Annotated in this window: 20 protein-coding genes and 1 other RNA gene; 18 read left to right on the forward strand and 3 right to left on the reverse strand. The window is 39.0% G+C overall.

Features of this window, described 5'->3' with window-relative positions; genetic code table 11:
• Nucleotides 1–251: 251 nt before the first annotated feature.
• Both AAIB49_RS12070 and AAIB49_RS12075 read right to left on the reverse strand, forming a co-directional pair.
• Complete coding sequence (locus tag AAIB49_RS12070) at nucleotides 252–1,547, reverse strand: LysM peptidoglycan-binding domain-containing protein (protein ID WP_343458166.1); 1,296 nt, start codon at nucleotides 1,545–1,547, stop codon at nucleotides 252–254.
• An 84-nt stretch (nucleotides 1,548–1,631) separates the two neighbouring features.
• Entirely contained in the window at nucleotides 1,632–2,165 is a 534-nt protein-coding gene (locus tag AAIB49_RS12075; protein ID WP_343458167.1) for a cysteine hydrolase family protein, read from the reverse strand.
• Nucleotides 2,166–2,255: 90 nt separating this feature from the next.
• Here AAIB49_RS12075 and tadA point away from each other — a divergent pair, with 90 nt between their 5' ends.
• The 6 genes from tadA (at nucleotide 2,256) to AAIB49_RS12105 (ending at nucleotide 6,193) form a co-directional block, all read left to right on the forward strand.
• The gene (gene tadA, locus AAIB49_RS12080; RefSeq protein WP_343458168.1) at nucleotides 2,256–2,717 is read left to right on the forward strand and encodes a tRNA adenosine(34) deaminase TadA; all 462 of its coding nucleotides are present in this window, start codon (nucleotides 2,256–2,258) and stop codon (nucleotides 2,715–2,717) included.
• Nucleotides 2,718–2,782: 65 nt separating this feature from the next.
• Nucleotides 2,783–3,049, forward strand: an RNA gene (ffs, locus tag AAIB49_RS12085) — signal recognition particle sRNA large type.
• A gap of 177 nt (nucleotides 3,050–3,226) precedes the next feature.
• On the forward strand, nucleotides 3,227–4,918 hold the full coding sequence (gene dnaX, locus AAIB49_RS12090; protein WP_343458169.1) for a DNA polymerase III subunit gamma/tau: 1,692 nt from the start codon (nucleotides 3,227–3,229) through the stop codon (nucleotides 4,916–4,918).
• Between the two features lie 97 nt (nucleotides 4,919–5,015).
• Entirely contained in the window at nucleotides 5,016–5,336 is a 321-nt protein-coding gene (locus tag AAIB49_RS12095; RefSeq protein WP_186871084.1) for a YbaB/EbfC family nucleoid-associated protein, read from the forward strand.
• Nucleotides 5,337–5,353: 17 nt separating this feature from the next.
• Complete coding sequence (recR, locus tag AAIB49_RS12100; RefSeq protein WP_186871085.1) at nucleotides 5,354–5,950, forward strand: recombination mediator RecR; 597 nt, start codon at nucleotides 5,354–5,356, stop codon at nucleotides 5,948–5,950.
• Nucleotides 5,951–5,965: 15 nt separating this feature from the next.
• Nucleotides 5,966–6,193 (forward strand): YaaL family protein, encoded by a 228-nt coding sequence (locus AAIB49_RS12105; RefSeq protein ID WP_211740786.1) that lies wholly within the window; start codon nucleotides 5,966–5,968, stop codon nucleotides 6,191–6,193.
• A 122-nt stretch (nucleotides 6,194–6,315) separates the two neighbouring features.
• On the opposite strand, the gene AAIB49_RS12110 is transcribed toward AAIB49_RS12105, so the two are convergent.
• Nucleotides 6,316–7,167 carry an MBL fold metallo-hydrolase gene (locus AAIB49_RS12110; protein ID WP_343458170.1) on the reverse strand — a complete coding sequence of 284 codons (852 nt, stop codon included), beginning with the start codon at nucleotides 7,165–7,167 and terminating at the stop codon, nucleotides 6,316–6,318.
• 346 nt (nucleotides 7,168–7,513) lie between these two features.
• Between AAIB49_RS12110 and AAIB49_RS12115 the strand changes: the two genes are divergently transcribed.
• From AAIB49_RS12115 to rsmI, 12 genes are all read left to right on the forward strand, one after another.
• Nucleotides 7,514–7,780, forward strand: coding sequence for a pro-sigmaK processing inhibitor BofA family protein (locus tag AAIB49_RS12115; RefSeq protein ID WP_339217590.1), 267 nt, complete (start codon nucleotides 7,514–7,516; stop codon nucleotides 7,778–7,780).
• Between the two features lie 85 nt (nucleotides 7,781–7,865).
• On the forward strand, nucleotides 7,866–8,060 hold the full coding sequence (locus tag AAIB49_RS12120) for a sigma factor G inhibitor Gin (RefSeq protein WP_211740783.1): 195 nt from the start codon (nucleotides 7,866–7,868) through the stop codon (nucleotides 8,058–8,060).
• Between the two features lie 88 nt (nucleotides 8,061–8,148).
• Complete coding sequence (locus tag AAIB49_RS12125; RefSeq protein ID WP_343458171.1) at nucleotides 8,149–9,561, forward strand: aminotransferase class I/II-fold pyridoxal phosphate-dependent enzyme; 1,413 nt, start codon at nucleotides 8,149–8,151, stop codon at nucleotides 9,559–9,561.
• A gap of 22 nt (nucleotides 9,562–9,583) precedes the next feature.
• Complete coding sequence (gene tmk / locus AAIB49_RS12130; protein ID WP_211740781.1) at nucleotides 9,584–10,219, forward strand: dTMP kinase; 636 nt, start codon at nucleotides 9,584–9,586, stop codon at nucleotides 10,217–10,219.
• Nucleotides 10,220–10,236: 17 nt separating this feature from the next.
• A complete protein-coding gene (locus AAIB49_RS12135; protein WP_186871091.1) occupies nucleotides 10,237–10,566 on the forward strand; it encodes a cyclic-di-AMP receptor in 330 nt (109 codons plus the stop codon).
• A 27-nt stretch (nucleotides 10,567–10,593) separates the two neighbouring features.
• Nucleotides 10,594–11,034, forward strand: a complete 441-nt coding sequence (locus tag AAIB49_RS12140; RefSeq protein WP_211740780.1) for a YaaR family protein — start codon at nucleotides 10,594–10,596, stop codon at nucleotides 11,032–11,034.
• Nucleotides 11,035–11,153: 119 nt separating this feature from the next.
• Entirely contained in the window at nucleotides 11,154–12,140 is a 987-nt protein-coding gene (holB, locus tag AAIB49_RS12145) for a DNA polymerase III subunit delta' (RefSeq protein ID WP_211740779.1), read from the forward strand.
• A gap of 6 nt (nucleotides 12,141–12,146) precedes the next feature.
• On the forward strand, nucleotides 12,147–12,974 hold the full coding sequence (locus AAIB49_RS12150) for a PSP1 domain-containing protein (protein ID WP_339217585.1): 828 nt from the start codon (nucleotides 12,147–12,149) through the stop codon (nucleotides 12,972–12,974).
• A 14-nt stretch (nucleotides 12,975–12,988) separates the two neighbouring features.
• Entirely contained in the window at nucleotides 12,989–13,327 is a 339-nt protein-coding gene (yabA, locus tag AAIB49_RS12155; RefSeq protein WP_186871095.1) for a DNA replication initiation control protein YabA, read from the forward strand.
• Between the two features lie 182 nt (nucleotides 13,328–13,509).
• A complete protein-coding gene (locus tag AAIB49_RS12160) occupies nucleotides 13,510–14,250 on the forward strand; it encodes a tRNA1(Val) (adenine(37)-N6)-methyltransferase (RefSeq protein ID WP_186871096.1) in 741 nt (246 codons plus the stop codon).
• A complete protein-coding gene (locus AAIB49_RS12165; RefSeq protein WP_186871097.1) occupies nucleotides 14,243–14,536 on the forward strand; it encodes a GIY-YIG nuclease family protein in 294 nt (97 codons plus the stop codon). The genes AAIB49_RS12160 and AAIB49_RS12165 overlap by 8 nt, the downstream gene beginning before the upstream one ends.
• Nucleotides 14,514–15,383, forward strand: a complete 870-nt coding sequence (gene rsmI, locus AAIB49_RS12170) for a 16S rRNA (cytidine(1402)-2'-O)-methyltransferase (protein WP_211740778.1) — start codon at nucleotides 14,514–14,516, stop codon at nucleotides 15,381–15,383. The genes AAIB49_RS12165 and rsmI overlap by 23 nt, the downstream gene beginning before the upstream one ends.
• The last annotated feature ends 3 nt before the right edge of the window (nucleotides 15,384–15,386 follow it).

The raw sequence follows: 15,386 nt of genomic DNA on the forward strand, positions 1-15,386 counted from the left end.
TTCTCTGGTTGATATTTACAATGAACATCATTCCCAAAGGGAATAATCATGGAGGAGCCGTATGCGATGACCCGCACGTACGGAACTGCGAGAGGCGCATGAGTGATTCATGCGCCTACTCTATTTATTTGCTACGGTTTACCATTCTACCGTTTATTTTCCCATGGATACGTGTTTGGTTAGGACTACTATAGGTAGAAAACGGACCTTCGATTACCAGGACTCGATTAGATGCCAACCATGAACAACAACTACGCTTCATCATCCTTCGCAATTGTAAAATTATCCTGCAGCAACAGCCAGTTCTGTGGGAATGCAAGACCTAACTTCCAATAGCTAATCCCACGTAGATTAAGCTCCTTAATCAAATCAAATTTTGCTTGAATGGACCGTGCATCCTCAAACCATACCTCATGTTCATTACCTTCCTCATCCCAATAGTTGAAATGGGGTGCTTGTGCCGTAGTGTCATACTCAATGGAAGCATTATACTGCCGAGCTAAGGCAATCGCTTGCTGTGGACTTACCGCACGAGCATATTCTCCTCCTGGTTCGTATGATAATGTCCAATCGTATCCATATAAGTTTTGACCAAGTAATATTTTATTCGATGGCATTTCCGTTAATGCATATTCCACTACTCTACGCACTTGATCTAGCGGAGATACTGCCATTGGAGGTCCACCACTATATCCCCATTCATAGGTCATGAGCACCACAAAGTCTGCAACTGCCCCGTGTGCCGCATAATCATGCGCCTCATACCATGCCCCTTCCTGTGTCGCGCTAGTTTTTGGAGCTAGAGCAGTAGACATGAGTAGCCCTTCCTGGGAAAGACGTTCCTTTGCGGTTGCTAAAAAAGTATTGTAGGCTTCACGATCTTCCGGTGGTAAAAATTCAAAATCAAAATGCACATCTGAAAACCCAACTTGACGGGCGGTATTGACAATATTGTCTAACAACGTATTTTGTGCGGCTTGAACGGTGACAATAATATGCCCAAGTTCCGCACTAAAGGCTCCTTCTTCCAGATTGGTAACCACCATCATTAAGCTAGCGTTATTGGCATCGGCAATTTGTTTGAAATCATTCAGTGGCGGGGCATTTAAACTGCCATCTCGATTGACTTGATAGCTAAATGGTGCCAAGTAGGATAAATATGGGGCGTTTTTTCTTGCGGCGTTTTCTAATGCTTCTGATACAGTTCCACCTAGTGGCTCAATATAAGCATTGGAAATGATTTCAGGTCTCGGTCCTTGGGGAATATATAATCGTAATCCTACTGGTAAAATTCCATTAACGGAAATATTATTGACACGAGCAAGCTCCTGATAGCTCAGCCCAAACCGCTGTGCGATGGTATAGAGGCTATCTCCAGGTTGCACGAAATAGAACTGTCCGGTAATTGGAATGACTAAAGCTTGCCCAACAACCAACTGATTTGGCGTATCTAATTCATTTGCGTTAACGAGTGCCTCGATTGTTGTACCATATGTACTGGCAATGGTATATAAGGAATCTCTTTGTGAGACAACATGGATTTGCATAATCTCCCTCCTTAAAGTCATTCATATAAAAACTTGAATAGGATCTATATTCAACTTTATGAAGGGAGTATGTACGTTATGCTTTTAGATAGGATCAATATTAGCCTTCATGACCGTATTCATTAAATACAATGCATACTCATTGCCTTCTTTCTGTTCCGACGCTATACAATTTTTCGGAATATGCATGGAAAATTGATACATATAAGCATCCTTAGCTGAAAATAGTACACATATATCTCCAGCAATACCGGCCATGATGATATGTGTCTTACCTAATTCGCGGAGGAGAGACAATAATGGCGTTTGAAAAAAGGCAGAATGCTGTGGTTTAATGAGAAAGTAATCACTCGGTTTTGGTTTTACTTTTAAGATAATATGGTGATTGGCATCATTGGTACAATGCTGAATAATGATATCTGGACTGGATTGCCATAACCGATAATGATCATTTACATAAATAATAGGAAGGTTATGTTCTTCTGCAAATTGTCTGAGTTTCAATAGATTAGGTACAATTTCTTCCATGTTGCTACGCAGTTTTTCACCACCATGAAAGTTAAAATCATTGATTAAATCGATAAATAGTACAGCGGTATTCGCTAGTTGGTTATGCAAACAATAGAACACCTCCTAATAGTCTTGAATTGTTATTATGGTAAAAATATAGATAGATTATACAGATGTTGATAGAGAGCGGTGATAAGCATGAAGGATGCGTATTATATGCAACTGGCGATAAACGAAGCGGAAAAGGCTAGAGAGAAAAACGAGGTACCGATAGGAGCAATTATTGTGTATCAGGATGAGGTCATTGCATCGGGGTACAATGTACGAGAACAGTCCCAGGAGACACTATCTCACGCAGAGTTACTTGCCATACAAGAAGCCAATAAAAAAATCGGAAGCTGGCGTTTGGAGGATTGCACATTGTATGTGACATTAGAACCTTGTCCAATGTGTGCAGGGGCTATTGTTCAATCTAGAATCAAACGGGTAGTTTACGGTGCTAAAGATCCTAAGGCAGGATGTGCTGGTAGCTTGATGAATTTGCTAGATGATAACCGTTTTAATCACCAGGTGGAGGTTTGTTCTGGTATTCTGCAAGAGGAATGTGGTCAATTACTGACTAGCTTTTTTAAAACCTTACGAGAGCGGAAAAAACAATAAGCTGGAAAATATTCTTATAGGGCAGTCCATTGATTTTTTTGGTTAACATGTTATAATGGATATTACCGTGCTAGGCGGGGAGGTAGCGGTGCCCTGTAACTCGCAATCCGCTGTAGCGAGGCTGAATTCCCATCACGAGGTGAGTGACCATGTGGTCTGCCTTAAGGGATTGGTGTTGACGTTTAGGTCCTGCGCAACAGGAACCCATGAACCCTGTCAGGTCCGGAAGGAAGCAGCAGTAAGTGGTTACTCCTGTGTGCCGTGGGGTTACCTAAACTGAGCCATGAACTTGAGTAACGCATGGGGTCGCTTCATCGACGTTGGGTGCACGGCATACATAATGAGTTTAAAGCCTCTTGTCTTGTACAAGGGGCTTTGTCGTACCTCATTTTACAATCCTCAAGTAAAATACTTCCAATTACTTAAGTACTAGATTTCTTTTTCATTATCATTCACATTCCAACTTAAAATCGGTATAATTAGGTAGAAATCATAGAGGGGAATCAATTATGAGCTATCAAGCATTGTATCGCGTATGGCGCCCAAGGACTTTTGGAGACGTTGTAGGCCAAACCCACATAACTAGAACATTGCAAAATGCAATTGAGCAACAGAAGTTTTCACATGCTTATTTATTTACAGGCCCTCGTGGAACTGGTAAGACTAGTGCAGCTAAGATTTTTGCCAAAACCATTAACTGTGAAAAAGCCCCAGTAAAAGAGCCTTGTAATGAATGTGCAGCGTGCCGTGGCATTCAGGACGGTTCTATTTCTGATGTCATTGAAATCGATGCTGCTTCTAATACAAGTGTAGATGATATTAGGGAAATACGTGATAACGTGAAATATGCTTCTAGTGTTGTCCCATATAAAGTGTATATCATTGATGAGGTACACATGATTTCTGTTAATGCATTTAATGCATTACTGAAAACCTTAGAGGAACCACCAAAGCATGTCGTATTTATACTAGCAACCACAGAGCCGCATAAAATACCACTGACGATTATTTCAAGATGTCAGCGTTTTGACTTCAAGCCGATTTCCAACCAAGCTATTGTGGAGCGGATGCAAACGATTATAGATGCAGAAGATGTCAAGGTGACAAAGGAAGCATTGGATGCTGTCGCTCTAGCTGCTGAAGGCGGAATGCGTGATGCGTTAAGTATACTTGACCAAGCGATTTCCTATAGTGATGAACAGGTCGAATTAGAGGACGTACTAGCAGTTACCGGTGGTGTTTCACAAAAAATTCTAACCGATATCGTAGCGGCAATGCATGAGAAAAATGTACAATTAGCATTGAAAATGTTAGATCAGCTTATTCAAAATGGAAAAGACCCGGCTCGATTTGTCTATGATATCATTTATTTCTTACGGGACCTACTACTGTACAAAAGTGCCCCGTCGCTTGAAGGGATACTAGAAAGAGCTATTATCGATGACGACTTTAAGCAGTTATCAGAACGTGTACCAGAGCCTTGGATTCAGCATGCTATTATGCAATTAAATCAAACCCAGCAAGAAATGAAATGGTCTAATAATCCGAAAGTATTTATTGAGATTGCCATTATTACCATTTCTAATCGTTATCAGGATAAACTAGAGTCAACGGATTCTGTTTCCTCTGAAGCGGTTATGCAATTAACACAAAAGCTCGCTAATCTGGAAAAAGAAATGACCAACTTGAAGCAAGCACCACCACAAGTAAATACAGGAACAAAAGCTCAGCAGCCTGAAAGACGAAGAACACAAACAGGTAAATCTAAGAATAGCTATAAGATTCCATATGAGCGAATTCGTAATGTCCTGAAGGAAGCAGAAAAGCCGGCACTAAAGGAAGTTCAGTCTGTGTGGGCAAACTTCTTAAGTAAATTAAAAACAACTAGTGCACCAGCACATGCGACCATTCAGGATTCGAAACCGGCAGCAGCATCCGAGACATCTCTTGTTGTTGCATTTAAATACGAAATACACTGTTCATTATTTTTAGATAACTGTGAGCTAGTTGAATCTGTACTAACAAGTGTATTAAATAAACAACTAACCATTATTCCAATCCCGAATAATGCATGGCAAGAATTACGAAGTGAATATATTAATAATCAAGAACCATCTAACCCAGAACAAACGAACACCGACCCAATCGTCGATGAAGCAAGAAAGCTATTTGGGGATGACTTGATTGAGATACATGATTGAACATGAGGCTTTTTTAGATTAGATTGTTGCGTAGGTTGATTAACGACAACGATCAGGCCAAGAGCTGAAAATTAAACTATCAAAGGAGGCGTTTTCCATGAAAGGTATGGGAAATATGGGCAATATGATGAAACAAATGCAAAAAATGCAAAAGAAAATGATGCAGGCACAGGAAGAATTATTCGAAATGGAATTTGAAGCATCAGCAGGCGGTGGCATGGTTACCGTTAAAGCAAACGGAAAAAAAGAAATTATCGATGTTCAAATTAAAGAAGAAGTAGTAGATCCAGACGACATCGAAATGCTACAAGACCTAATTCTTGCAGCAACAAATGATGTGATTAAACAAGTGGATGACAAAACAAATGAAACAATGGGACAATTTACCAAAGGATTAAACATGCCAGGCATGTTCTAATTCTAGGAGGAAACTTCATGTATTATCCAGAACCAATTTCAAAGCTGATTGACAGCTTTACAAAATTGCCAGGTATTGGGCCAAAGACGGCTGTTCGTCTGGCTTTTTTTGTATTAAACATGAAAGATGATGATGTACTAGAGTTTGCTAATTCACTCGTCAATGCTAAGCGAGAACTAACACATTGCTCCATCTGTGGTCATATCACCGACCAAGATCCATGCGCTATTTGTTCGGACACAACCCGGGATAATTCGGTTATTTGTGTGGTTCAGGATCCAAAGGATGTAATAGCAATGGAAAAGATGAAGGAATTCCATGGGAAATATCATGTCCTTCACGGTGCCATTTCACCAATGGATGGAATTGGTCCTGAAGATATAAATGTTCCAGATTTGTTAAATCGTTTAAAGGATGAACAAGTGAATGAAATTATTTTGGCAACCAATCCTAATATCGAGGGAGAAGCCACTGCAATGTACATTTCGCGTTTAGTAAAACCTTCTGGAATCCGTACAACAAGAATTGCACACGGATTACCGGTTGGCGGCGATTTAGAATATGCAGATGAAGTCACATTATCAAAAGCTTTAGAGGGTAGGAGAGAACTGTAAAGTTAGGTGACACTTGTGGGAAAAAAGAGAAAGCAAAAGCAAAAGCGAGAGGTCGATGAGCTTTTATTGGATGCTATTTTCTCCGTCGAAAAGGAATGGAAACAAATAAAATCTCTTATTGATCGTTCCATAGAGCCGACATTCGAGGGAAATAGCACAGAAAAGCTAGCTCGGTCGAAGTATTTATTTTTATTAAAAGAGGCAAAGCACCGAAATATTAGTGCGATACGATATAGTAAATGAGATATAGTAGTAACGAAAACAGAGCGCTTAGAAAATTTGAGCGCTCTGTTTGCATGTTGTCTGTACGACTAGATGTCGTTCGAATAGCTTATTTTTAGTTGGCTTAAATGAAATACCGATTTTTATCGTGACTGAATTCGTTGGTCATTTACAAATGCTTTTAAAAAGAAATGCTCATTAGAATTTGGAGTCCTACTATACGCCAGCTCAAAATTCGCAACGGCCTTTTCTAATGATGTGGAATTGGTTACGTTGCTGGTGGAAATCAGTTCTTTCCAATAGCGATTCATCTCCTCCAAATCACAAATTGATTCATGTCCGAGTAAGTAGTAATTAGCATCATATTTTTGAATATCCTCGATCATAGGCAATAAAAGTGATTGTTTGATATGGAATAAACCATTTGTAGTTGTACCATAAGCACTATCTCCTAAGAAAAGCACTTTATCATCAGGAACATAAATAATCGTTGAATCATTGCTATGAGTACTCCTAATTTTTTCAAGTACACAAACTTTGTTCCCTAAGTCAATAGTAAGCGACTTTTCAAACATAATATCTGGAGCATGTAATCTAAATGATTCTCTCGCTGGTATTTCACTTTTTATCATTTCCATACATTTAGATGACATCCATTTAGAGTCTACATATGTTTGAAGCGATTCATCATCAAATGAATAGTTTTGCCATGTAGTTAAAAATTCATTTGTCCGGTTATTTACGATGATGATGGAAGAATCAAACTCATTTAACCCTAGAAAATGGTCCCAATGTCCATGGGTAATGACCAAATATTTTACTGGTGGTACAGGTAGACGTTTAATTTCATTTAAAAATTCTTGTGCATGTTGAACAGAATTTCCGGCATCTATTACTAAACTATATTTATCTCCACAGACCAGCCCTAAAGTTGGTCTTTCTTTATTATCGTCGTTATCTAAATAATAGATAGATTGATTTAATTTATTTAGCATGTTCCTTCTCCTCTACATTTTAATCATCTGCGAAAAGAGAAAATCTACATGCTTATTATCAAGTTAGATTATATAGATTTTCTCATATTATTTTTTCACCATTGGACGTTACCTCCGCTTTTATGAGTGCCACATCATTTAAAAATCAAACGATGCGGCCTGATTCCATTTATTATATCAATATTTTTCCAATAATTCCTTATTAATTGATTATTTTTGCAAGTGGAGTAAAGCCTTCTACGATGAGAAATTATGTATTTTCTACAATATCCACTAAGTTAGTTCTTTTTTTACCGTTCCAATCATATTTACTTATATAAGGGACAAGTTAAAGGAGTTGATGTAAGTGAATCCGACAATCGTCATTTCTATCATGGTTGGGGTTATTGTGTTATTACTTCTCTTTGGTACTTCATTTAAGCCGATGCGATTTCTTGCGCATGGTACGGTTAAATTAGGAATCGGGATTTTATTTTTATTCTTCTTCAATGTGATTGGTGGCTCGTTTGGATTGCATATTCCAATCAATTTATTCACAGCGATTGTATCTGGATTCCTGGGATTATTTGGACTTGCTTCGCTTGCGGCAATTCATATGATTATTCTTCCCTAATTGAAGATAAAAGTTTCAAAGAATTATAGTATAGCTTCCGTTTATTCTGGTTAAACTAGCTACTAGTTTAACGGAGGTGGGGAACATGGAACAAAGAATAGTAGAATTAAAACATTGTGGTATATGCGAGGAAAAGAAGGAACTTGGGATACATGTATACAACATGTTTATATGCACGGAGTGTGAATACAATATGATTCATACAGAGCCTCGAGAGGAAAAATACCATTATTATTTGCAAAAACTAAAAAATATTAATCAACCTTCACTCTTTTCATAGATTGTGAAATCGGTCTTTGCATTATTTCTTGCAAAGGCTTTTTTAGTTGTTATGATATTGGTATCAGTTTTTGAAAGGGAAATGACCGATGAATCAACAAGCAATGCCTTTACTAGAGCAATTAATTACATTTAATAAACAAAATCCGCTATCCTTTCATGTTCCGGGACATAAGCATGGTGACATTCTATCTAAAGCAGCAGAGCCTTATTTTAAATCGATTTTACCAATCGATTTAACCGAATTATCGGGGCTGGATGATTTACATGCTCCACAAGGGGTTATTAACGAGGCACAACGACTTGCAGCAGAATACTTTGGCGCTGATCATACCTTTTTCTTAGTTGGCGGGAGTACGGCCGGTAATTTAGCTATGATACTTGCTACCTGTGCACCGGGCGATAAAATAATTGTGCAGCGGAATAGCCATAAATCGATTATGAATGGCCTTGAGCTGTCTGGTGCGAAGCCGATATTGATTAGTCCTGTATTTAATGAAGCGGTGGAACGTTTTACAGCACCAAGCCCTCAAACGGTGAAAGAAGCAATCCTGGCCCACCCAGATGCTAAAGCGATCGTATTAACCTATCCGGATTACTTTGGGAAAACCTATGATTTAAAAGAAATGATTGACTTCGCACATGAGCACGAGCTGCCGGTCTTAGTAGATGAAGCCCATGGGGTCCATTTTTCACTTGGGGAGCCTTTTCCAACGTCAGCACTTGCTTTAGGAGCGGATGTTGTTGTCCAATCGGCACATAAGATGGCGCCTGCAATGACGATGGCCTCGTTCCTACATGTCCAATCATCTTATATTTCACAGGAGCAAATTGCTCATTATTTACAAATGATCCAATCGAGTAGTCCGTCTTATCCATTAATGGCCTCTTTAGATATGGCGAGACATTATCTAGCTAATTTATCAGGTGATGAAATCCAACGTGTACTAGAGTCGGTTCAGACACTTCGGAATATATGGAAGAAAGGGAAGCACTGGCACATAGTGGAAAGTGATGACCCATTGAAAATTACGCTACAAGTAAGAAAAGGACTGTCTGGATTTGATTTAGCAAGTGCGTTCGAAGAGCATTCGGTATATCCCGAGTTAGCGACAGATACACAGGTACTACTCATTCACGGAATAAAAGGCTTTGACCAGTTTACACGGGTTGAGAAAATAGTAAATTCGATGAACGAACAATATAAATATAGGACAAATCATGCTACAATAGAGGTAAGTACATTATTTCATGAACCGATGAAAGAACTAGCAGTAAGCTATCTTGATATGTATAGTCTGCCCAAGAAAAAGGTTCCAATAGAGCAGGCAATCGGCTTGATTGCGGCAGAAGCGATTATTCCGTATCCACCAGGTATTCCTGTTATTTTAAAAGGAGAAAGGATAACGGAAGAACAAATTAGACTAATTCATCATTTAATAAAGCAAGGGGCAACAATTCAGCATCAAGATATGGAGCAAGGCATCCAGGTTTTTGGCTGAAAACTAAAGGAGAAGAAATTACGTGAGCGGTTATTTTATTACGTTTGAAGGTGGCGAAGGAGCAGGTAAAACGTCTATTCTTCACTCTATAGCAGATAAGCTACAACAATTAGGGTATGACGTGGTTCAAACACGTGAACCCGGTGGTATTGATATAGCGGAAAAAATCCGTAATATTATTCTTAATCCATCACATACAGCAATGGATGGAAGAACAGAAGCATTATTATATGCAGCAGCAAGAAGACAGCATTTAGTAGAAAAGGTTTTCCCAGCATTAGAACAGGGAAAAATTGTACTATGTGATCGTTTTATTGATAGCAGCTTAGCTTACCAGGGCTATGCGAGAGAATTAGGAATGGATGAAGTGTTTACTATTAATCAATTCGCTATTCAGAATGCAATGCCTAATTTAACCTTATTCTTTGATATTGAGCCGAGAAAAGGCTTGGAGAGAATCTCGCTTAATAAAGATAGAGAAAGAAATCGATTGGATCTAGAAGAAATAGAATTCCATGAAAAGGTTTATGAGGCTTATCAGCTATTAGTAAAGCGATTCCCAGAAAGAATTCAAGTTATTAATGCCGATCAGTCGATAGAAAAGGTAGAGGAAGACAGCCTATCATTAATAACCCAATATTTAAATACTATGGAGTAAAGAAAGGAGGTTAGCGTATGAAATTAGTTATGGCCGTTATTCAAGATAAGGATTCCAACCGCTTAACAGATGCCCTTGGAAAAAATAATTATCAGTCTACCAAGCTTGCAACGACCGGTGGATTTTTAAAAGAGGGGAATACCACTCTAATTATCGGTTGTGAGGATGAGCGTGTCGATGATGTATTACAAATCATCAAAGAAAACTGTTCTCAACGCGAACAGATGGTAGCACCTATTTCACCAATGGGTGGAAATGCAGATTCGTATATTCCACGTCCTGTTAAAGTAGAGGTTGGCGGAGCTACAGTATTTGTATTGCCGATTGAATCATTTTTTCAATTCTAAACTAGAACTTGGAAGGGGGCTGAGCAGATGAAGATAAGTCAAGAAATGCTAAAACAGATTGATACTTCTCAAAAAAGTGTTCGTACGGCGAAACAAGATCAACCATCTTTTGGGTCCATTGTTCAGTCCCAAGCCCAAAAGATGCAAGCTGCAGAACTTCAGAGATTAATGAGTGATATTACGGTTCAAGGAGACCGATTAGCACGATTTCGTTCTTTTAAGGATTTGGTCAAGTTTAAGCGGCTAATTAAACGTTTTTTAGAGGAAGCAGTTTCGAATGGATTGGATTTACAGAAGTCGCTTAGCTTTAGTTATACAGGCAGTAGTCGGAATTTGACGTTAGTGAAAGAGATTGATGAAAAGTTAATAGAGCTTACAGAAGAGATTATGAATCAGGAAAAAAAGACAGTAGATCTATTAGGACTTATAGGTGAGATTAAGGGTCTACTGGTTAACATATATACGTAAATTGGTATGGTGAAGTAATGGTAAGCACGTATCGATCCGTAAAGGCTTAGCCTTTTACTGCGTCATTACCAATAAACAAACATACGAATGAAATGGACTAGTTGTAAGGGAAGGTTTTTATGGAGACGTGGTCTGATGTGGCTGAGATTCAGCCGATGGTTTGTAAGGTTATTACCAATAGTATAAAGAAAAATCGGATTTCACATGCTTATTTACTCCAAGGTGCACGTGGGACTGGTAAGGAAGATATTGCGGTATTAATTGCGAAGGTCCTATTCTGTAGGAATAAGACAGGAGCTGATCCTTGTTTAACGTGTACGGATTGTAAGCGGATTGATTCGCGCAATCATCCCGATGTCCATTGGATTGAACCAGAGGGTCAATCGATTAAAATCGAGCAGATTAAAAACTTACAAAAGGAATTTACCTATTCTGGTCTTGAGTCGGATCAGAAAGTTTATATGATAAAGGGTGCCGATACCCTAACAGCAAACGCAGCAAATCGGATTTTAAAGTTCTTAGAGGAACCAAGTAAACAAACAACGGCTATCATGATGACAGAGAATAGCCAAGCCATTTTACCGACCATCCGCTCCCGCTGCCAGATCATTGATCTGCAGCCGTTAAATCCAGAGCATTTTCAACAGAGGTTAGTAGATTCGGGATTAAATGAGGCAACAGCCAGGTTAATGAGTGCACTAACGAATAATTTGGATGAGGCATTAGAGTGGAGTCAAGATGAGTGGTTTGCCGTAGCTAGAAAAGTAGTGGTACAATTAGTAGAAGCATTTACAGATAATTCAAATGATGTGTATTTATTTATACATAATCATTGGCTTTCTACCTTTAAAGAAAGAAAACAGCTAGAGCAAGGAATTGATTTATTGCTTTTAGCGTTTAAAGATATTCTATATTACCATCTGGATCATGTTGAATCGCTAACCTTTTTCCAGCAGGGGGAGCGATTAGAGCGTTTGGGGATGTACTTTTCACAGGAGAAATTAACGACGATCCTCCATGATTTGCTAGATGCAAAGAGAAAGTTGAAGCAGAATGTCCATCCAACACTTGTGATGGAACAGCTAACACTTCAAATAGAGAGGTGAACTAGGATGATAGGGGTTATTGGTGTCCGTTTTAAAAAAGCGGGTAAAATATATTATTTTGACCCTGCCGGCCTAGACATAGAGACGGATAGCTATGTCATCGTGGAAACGGTAAGAGGGATAGAGTTTGGTAAAGTAGTCATTGCGAATAAGATGGTAGATGAGGAAGATGTCGTTCTGCCATTAAAGAAAGTACTTCGCATTGCGAACGAGAAAGATAAGCTTACCGTAATGGAAAATAAAGAATATGCGGATCAAGCATTTTCCGCCTGCTCTAAGAAGATTGAAGAGCATGTGTTAGATATGAATTTAGTCGATGTAGAATATACATTTGACCGTAATAAAATTATTTTTTACTTTACTGCTGACGGACGTGTTGATTTCCGTGAACTAGTAAAAGATTTAGCTGCAATGTTTAAAACACGAATCGAGCTAAGACAAATTGGTGTTCGTGATGAGGCAAAAATGCTAGGTGGGATTGGACCTTGTGGTAGAATGCTATGTTGCTCTACTTTTTTAGGGGATTTTGAACCAGTATCAATTAAGATGGCCAAAGATCAAAACTTGTCTCTCAACCCAGCTAAAATATCTGGCTTATGTGGAAGACTTATGTGTTGTCTAAAATATGAGAATGATGAATATGAAGAAGCAAAACGTGAGCTTCCGGATTTAGGCGAGCATGTAAAAACGCCACACGGAAGAGGGCATGTGGTTGGTCTTAATATTCTTGATCGCGTTATTCAAATAGAAATTCCATCAAAAGAACGTGTTATTGAATATACCTTGGATGAACTCATCGAAGAAGGAATTGTGACAGCTCAGGGCCAAGAATAATGGAGTGAGTCGAATTGCAAAAAAGACAAATATTTGACCAAGTAACCGATATGGAAAAGCAAATTGGTGAATTATATGAACAGCTAGGTGATTTGAAGGGTAAACTTCGTGATTTACTAGAAGAAAATCATCGCTTAGCTATGGAAAACCATCATTTACGTAATCGATTGGATGGATTGGAGTCTGATCCGGAAACCTCGGGTGAAGAGTTAACGAAGATGCCAAGTGAGGGCTATGATAATTTAGCAAGATTATATGAAGAGGGTTTTCATATTTGTAATTTGGAATTTGGGAGTCCAAGACGGAATGAAGACTGTATGTTTTGTTTAGATTTTCTTAGTAAAAAGAAATAACATATAATATAGCTGTCTGGTGAAGATTAAATCCAGACAGCTTTTCTTTATTTTTTGTTCTTATGCTGTGATAAGACTCGTTACGTTAGCGTATCTTGGCTTACGTATAATTGGAGTTACGGATAGAGAACAACAAGGAATATAATTATAATGTTTCAGGTAGTAGGAAAGGATTTAGAGGTATGGTTAAATTATTTGATGATGAGAGGCTGGACTATTTAGTGGCAGATGAGGGGATGCAGATTATTCAAAGTCCTACTGCTTTTTCCTTTTCGTTAGATGCGGTGCTGTTGGCGAATTTTGCTCAAATACCGATTAAGAGAGGGTCCATTCTTGATTTATGTAGTGGCAATGGTGTGATCCCGCTTTTATTGTCTAGAAAGAGTCAGGCACAAATTGTAGGTGTTGAAATACAGGATAGGATTATTCATATGGCAAAGCGCAGTATTGAGCTAAATGAATTAACCGAGCAGATTACAATGATTCATGGAGATATTCGCAACCTAAAGGAAGAATTAGGACATTCTAGCTTTGACGTGGTAACGTGTAATCCACCGTATTTTAAAACGCCATCTCGTACAGAGCATAATCAGAATGAGCATTTAACAATTGCGAGACATGAAGTGCTCTGCACATTAGAAGATGCCGTGAAAGCATGTAAGCTACATGTTCGGCCAGGTGGAAAAGTAGCGATGGTACATAGACCAGGAAGGCTTGTTGATATTTTAACTACTTTCCGCGCCTATCGGTTGGAACCGAAACGAATCCGTCTCGTCTATCCGAAAAAGGGTCGTGAGGCGAATATGCTACTAATTGAGGGCGTTCGTGATGGGAAAGCAGATTTACATATTTTGCCGCCATTAGTTATTTATAATGAAGATGGTACTTACACAGAGGAAGCAAAGGAGATTATCTATGAGTGATCAAGAACATACGGTATACATCCTGAAATGCAGTGATAATACACTATATACTGGCTACACGAATGATTTAGAGAATCGGCTAAAGGCGCATGAAGCTGGTAAGGGTGCAAAATACACACGAGGACGTGGACCTTTTCAAGTAATGTTTGTGGAGAAATTCCCTACGAAAGAAGAAGCGATGAAGCGAGAATATGAAATTAAGCAATTAACGAGAAAAGGGAAATTCCAGTTAATCCGAGATAAATTGAAAGAGGTTATGCAGTATGATCGTTCAAAAGAGCTTTGAACCCCGTGATGTAGGAACGTTATATGTTGTTCCGACCCCTATTGGTAATTTAGAGGATATTACCTACCGGGCACTTTCTGTATTAAAATCGGTATCGGTAATTGCTGCAGAGGATACGCGGAATACGAAAAGACTATTAAATCACTTTGAGATTTCTACCTCGTTAATCAGCTACCATGAGCATAATAAAATCGGACGAGAGAACCAGCTACTAGAAAAGTTAGCAGGTGGTGAGTCGATTGCATTAGTAAGTGATGCTGGTATGCCGGCCATTTCGGATCCTGGTTATGAGATAGTGAAGGCTTGTGCGGAACAAGAATACCCTGTAGTCGTCTTACCTGGTGCCAATGCGGCATTATGTGCTTTAGTAGGCTCTGGGTTGCCGAATAAGGAGTTTTTATTTTATGGCTTCCTGCCTAGAAAGCAAAAGGATAAAGAAGCGGAGTTAGCACGCTTAGGACGACTCCAAGCAACCATTATCTTCTATGAATCGCCATATAGAATAAAAGAGACCTTAAAAGCGATACAAAAGCAGCTTGGTAATCGTCAAATGGCGATCGCTCGTGAGCTGACGAAGCGCTTTGAAGAATATGTACGTGGAACAGCAGAGGAAATCGTTGCATGGGCTAATGAAAATGAGCCAAAGGGTGAATTTTGTATCGTTGTGGAAGGAAGCACTGAAGAACTTGAACCGGAAGCAGAAGTCTGGTGGGAGGGCATGGAAGTAAATGATCATGTCGAACATTATATTCAGCAGGGTCTCTCTAGTAAAGAAGCTATTAAACAAGTAGCTAAGGATAGAAATCTTCCAAAGCGAGAGGTCTATCAAGCGTATCATATTGAATAAGCT

It is taken from the genome of Ornithinibacillus proteolyticus, assembly GCF_039581225.1.
Classification (GTDB): Bacteria; Bacillota; Bacilli; order Bacillales; family Amphibacillaceae; genus Ornithinibacillus; species Ornithinibacillus massiliensis.

Bases quoted from the DNA above. Each gene is read 5' to 3' on its own strand.
- AAIB49_RS12070 (WP_343458166.1), bottom strand. From the start codon at position 1,547: ATGCAAATCCATGTTGTCTCACAAAGAGATTCCTTATATACCATTGCC.
- tadA (WP_343458168.1), top strand. From the start codon at position 2,256: ATGAAGGATGCGTATTATATGCAACTGGCGATAAACGAAGCGGAAAAG.
- dnaX (WP_343458169.1), top strand. From the start codon at position 3,227: ATGAGCTATCAAGCATTGTATCGCGTATGGCGCCCAAGGACTTTTGGA.
- AAIB49_RS12095 (WP_186871084.1), top strand. From the start codon at position 5,016: ATGAAAGGTATGGGAAATATGGGCAATATGATGAAACAAATGCAAAAA.
- recR (WP_186871085.1), top strand. From the start codon at position 5,354: ATGTATTATCCAGAACCAATTTCAAAGCTGATTGACAGCTTTACAAAA.
- AAIB49_RS12110 (WP_343458170.1), bottom strand. From the start codon at position 7,167: ATGCTAAATAAATTAAATCAATCTATCTATTATTTAGATAACGACGAT.
- AAIB49_RS12120 (WP_211740783.1), top strand. From the start codon at position 7,866: ATGGAACAAAGAATAGTAGAATTAAAACATTGTGGTATATGCGAGGAA.
- AAIB49_RS12125 (WP_343458171.1), top strand. From the start codon at position 8,149: ATGAATCAACAAGCAATGCCTTTACTAGAGCAATTAATTACATTTAAT.
- AAIB49_RS12135 (WP_186871091.1), top strand. From the start codon at position 10,237: ATGAAATTAGTTATGGCCGTTATTCAAGATAAGGATTCCAACCGCTTA.
- AAIB49_RS12140 (WP_211740780.1), top strand. From the start codon at position 10,594: ATGAAGATAAGTCAAGAAATGCTAAAACAGATTGATACTTCTCAAAAA.
- holB (WP_211740779.1), top strand. From the start codon at position 11,154: ATGGAGACGTGGTCTGATGTGGCTGAGATTCAGCCGATGGTTTGTAAG.
- AAIB49_RS12150 (WP_339217585.1), top strand. From the start codon at position 12,147: ATGATAGGGGTTATTGGTGTCCGTTTTAAAAAAGCGGGTAAAATATAT.
- AAIB49_RS12160 (WP_186871096.1), top strand. From the start codon at position 13,510: ATGGTTAAATTATTTGATGATGAGAGGCTGGACTATTTAGTGGCAGAT.
- AAIB49_RS12165 (WP_186871097.1), top strand. From the start codon at position 14,243: ATGAGTGATCAAGAACATACGGTATACATCCTGAAATGCAGTGATAAT.
- rsmI (WP_211740778.1), top strand. From the start codon at position 14,514: ATGATCGTTCAAAAGAGCTTTGAACCCCGTGATGTAGGAACGTTATAT.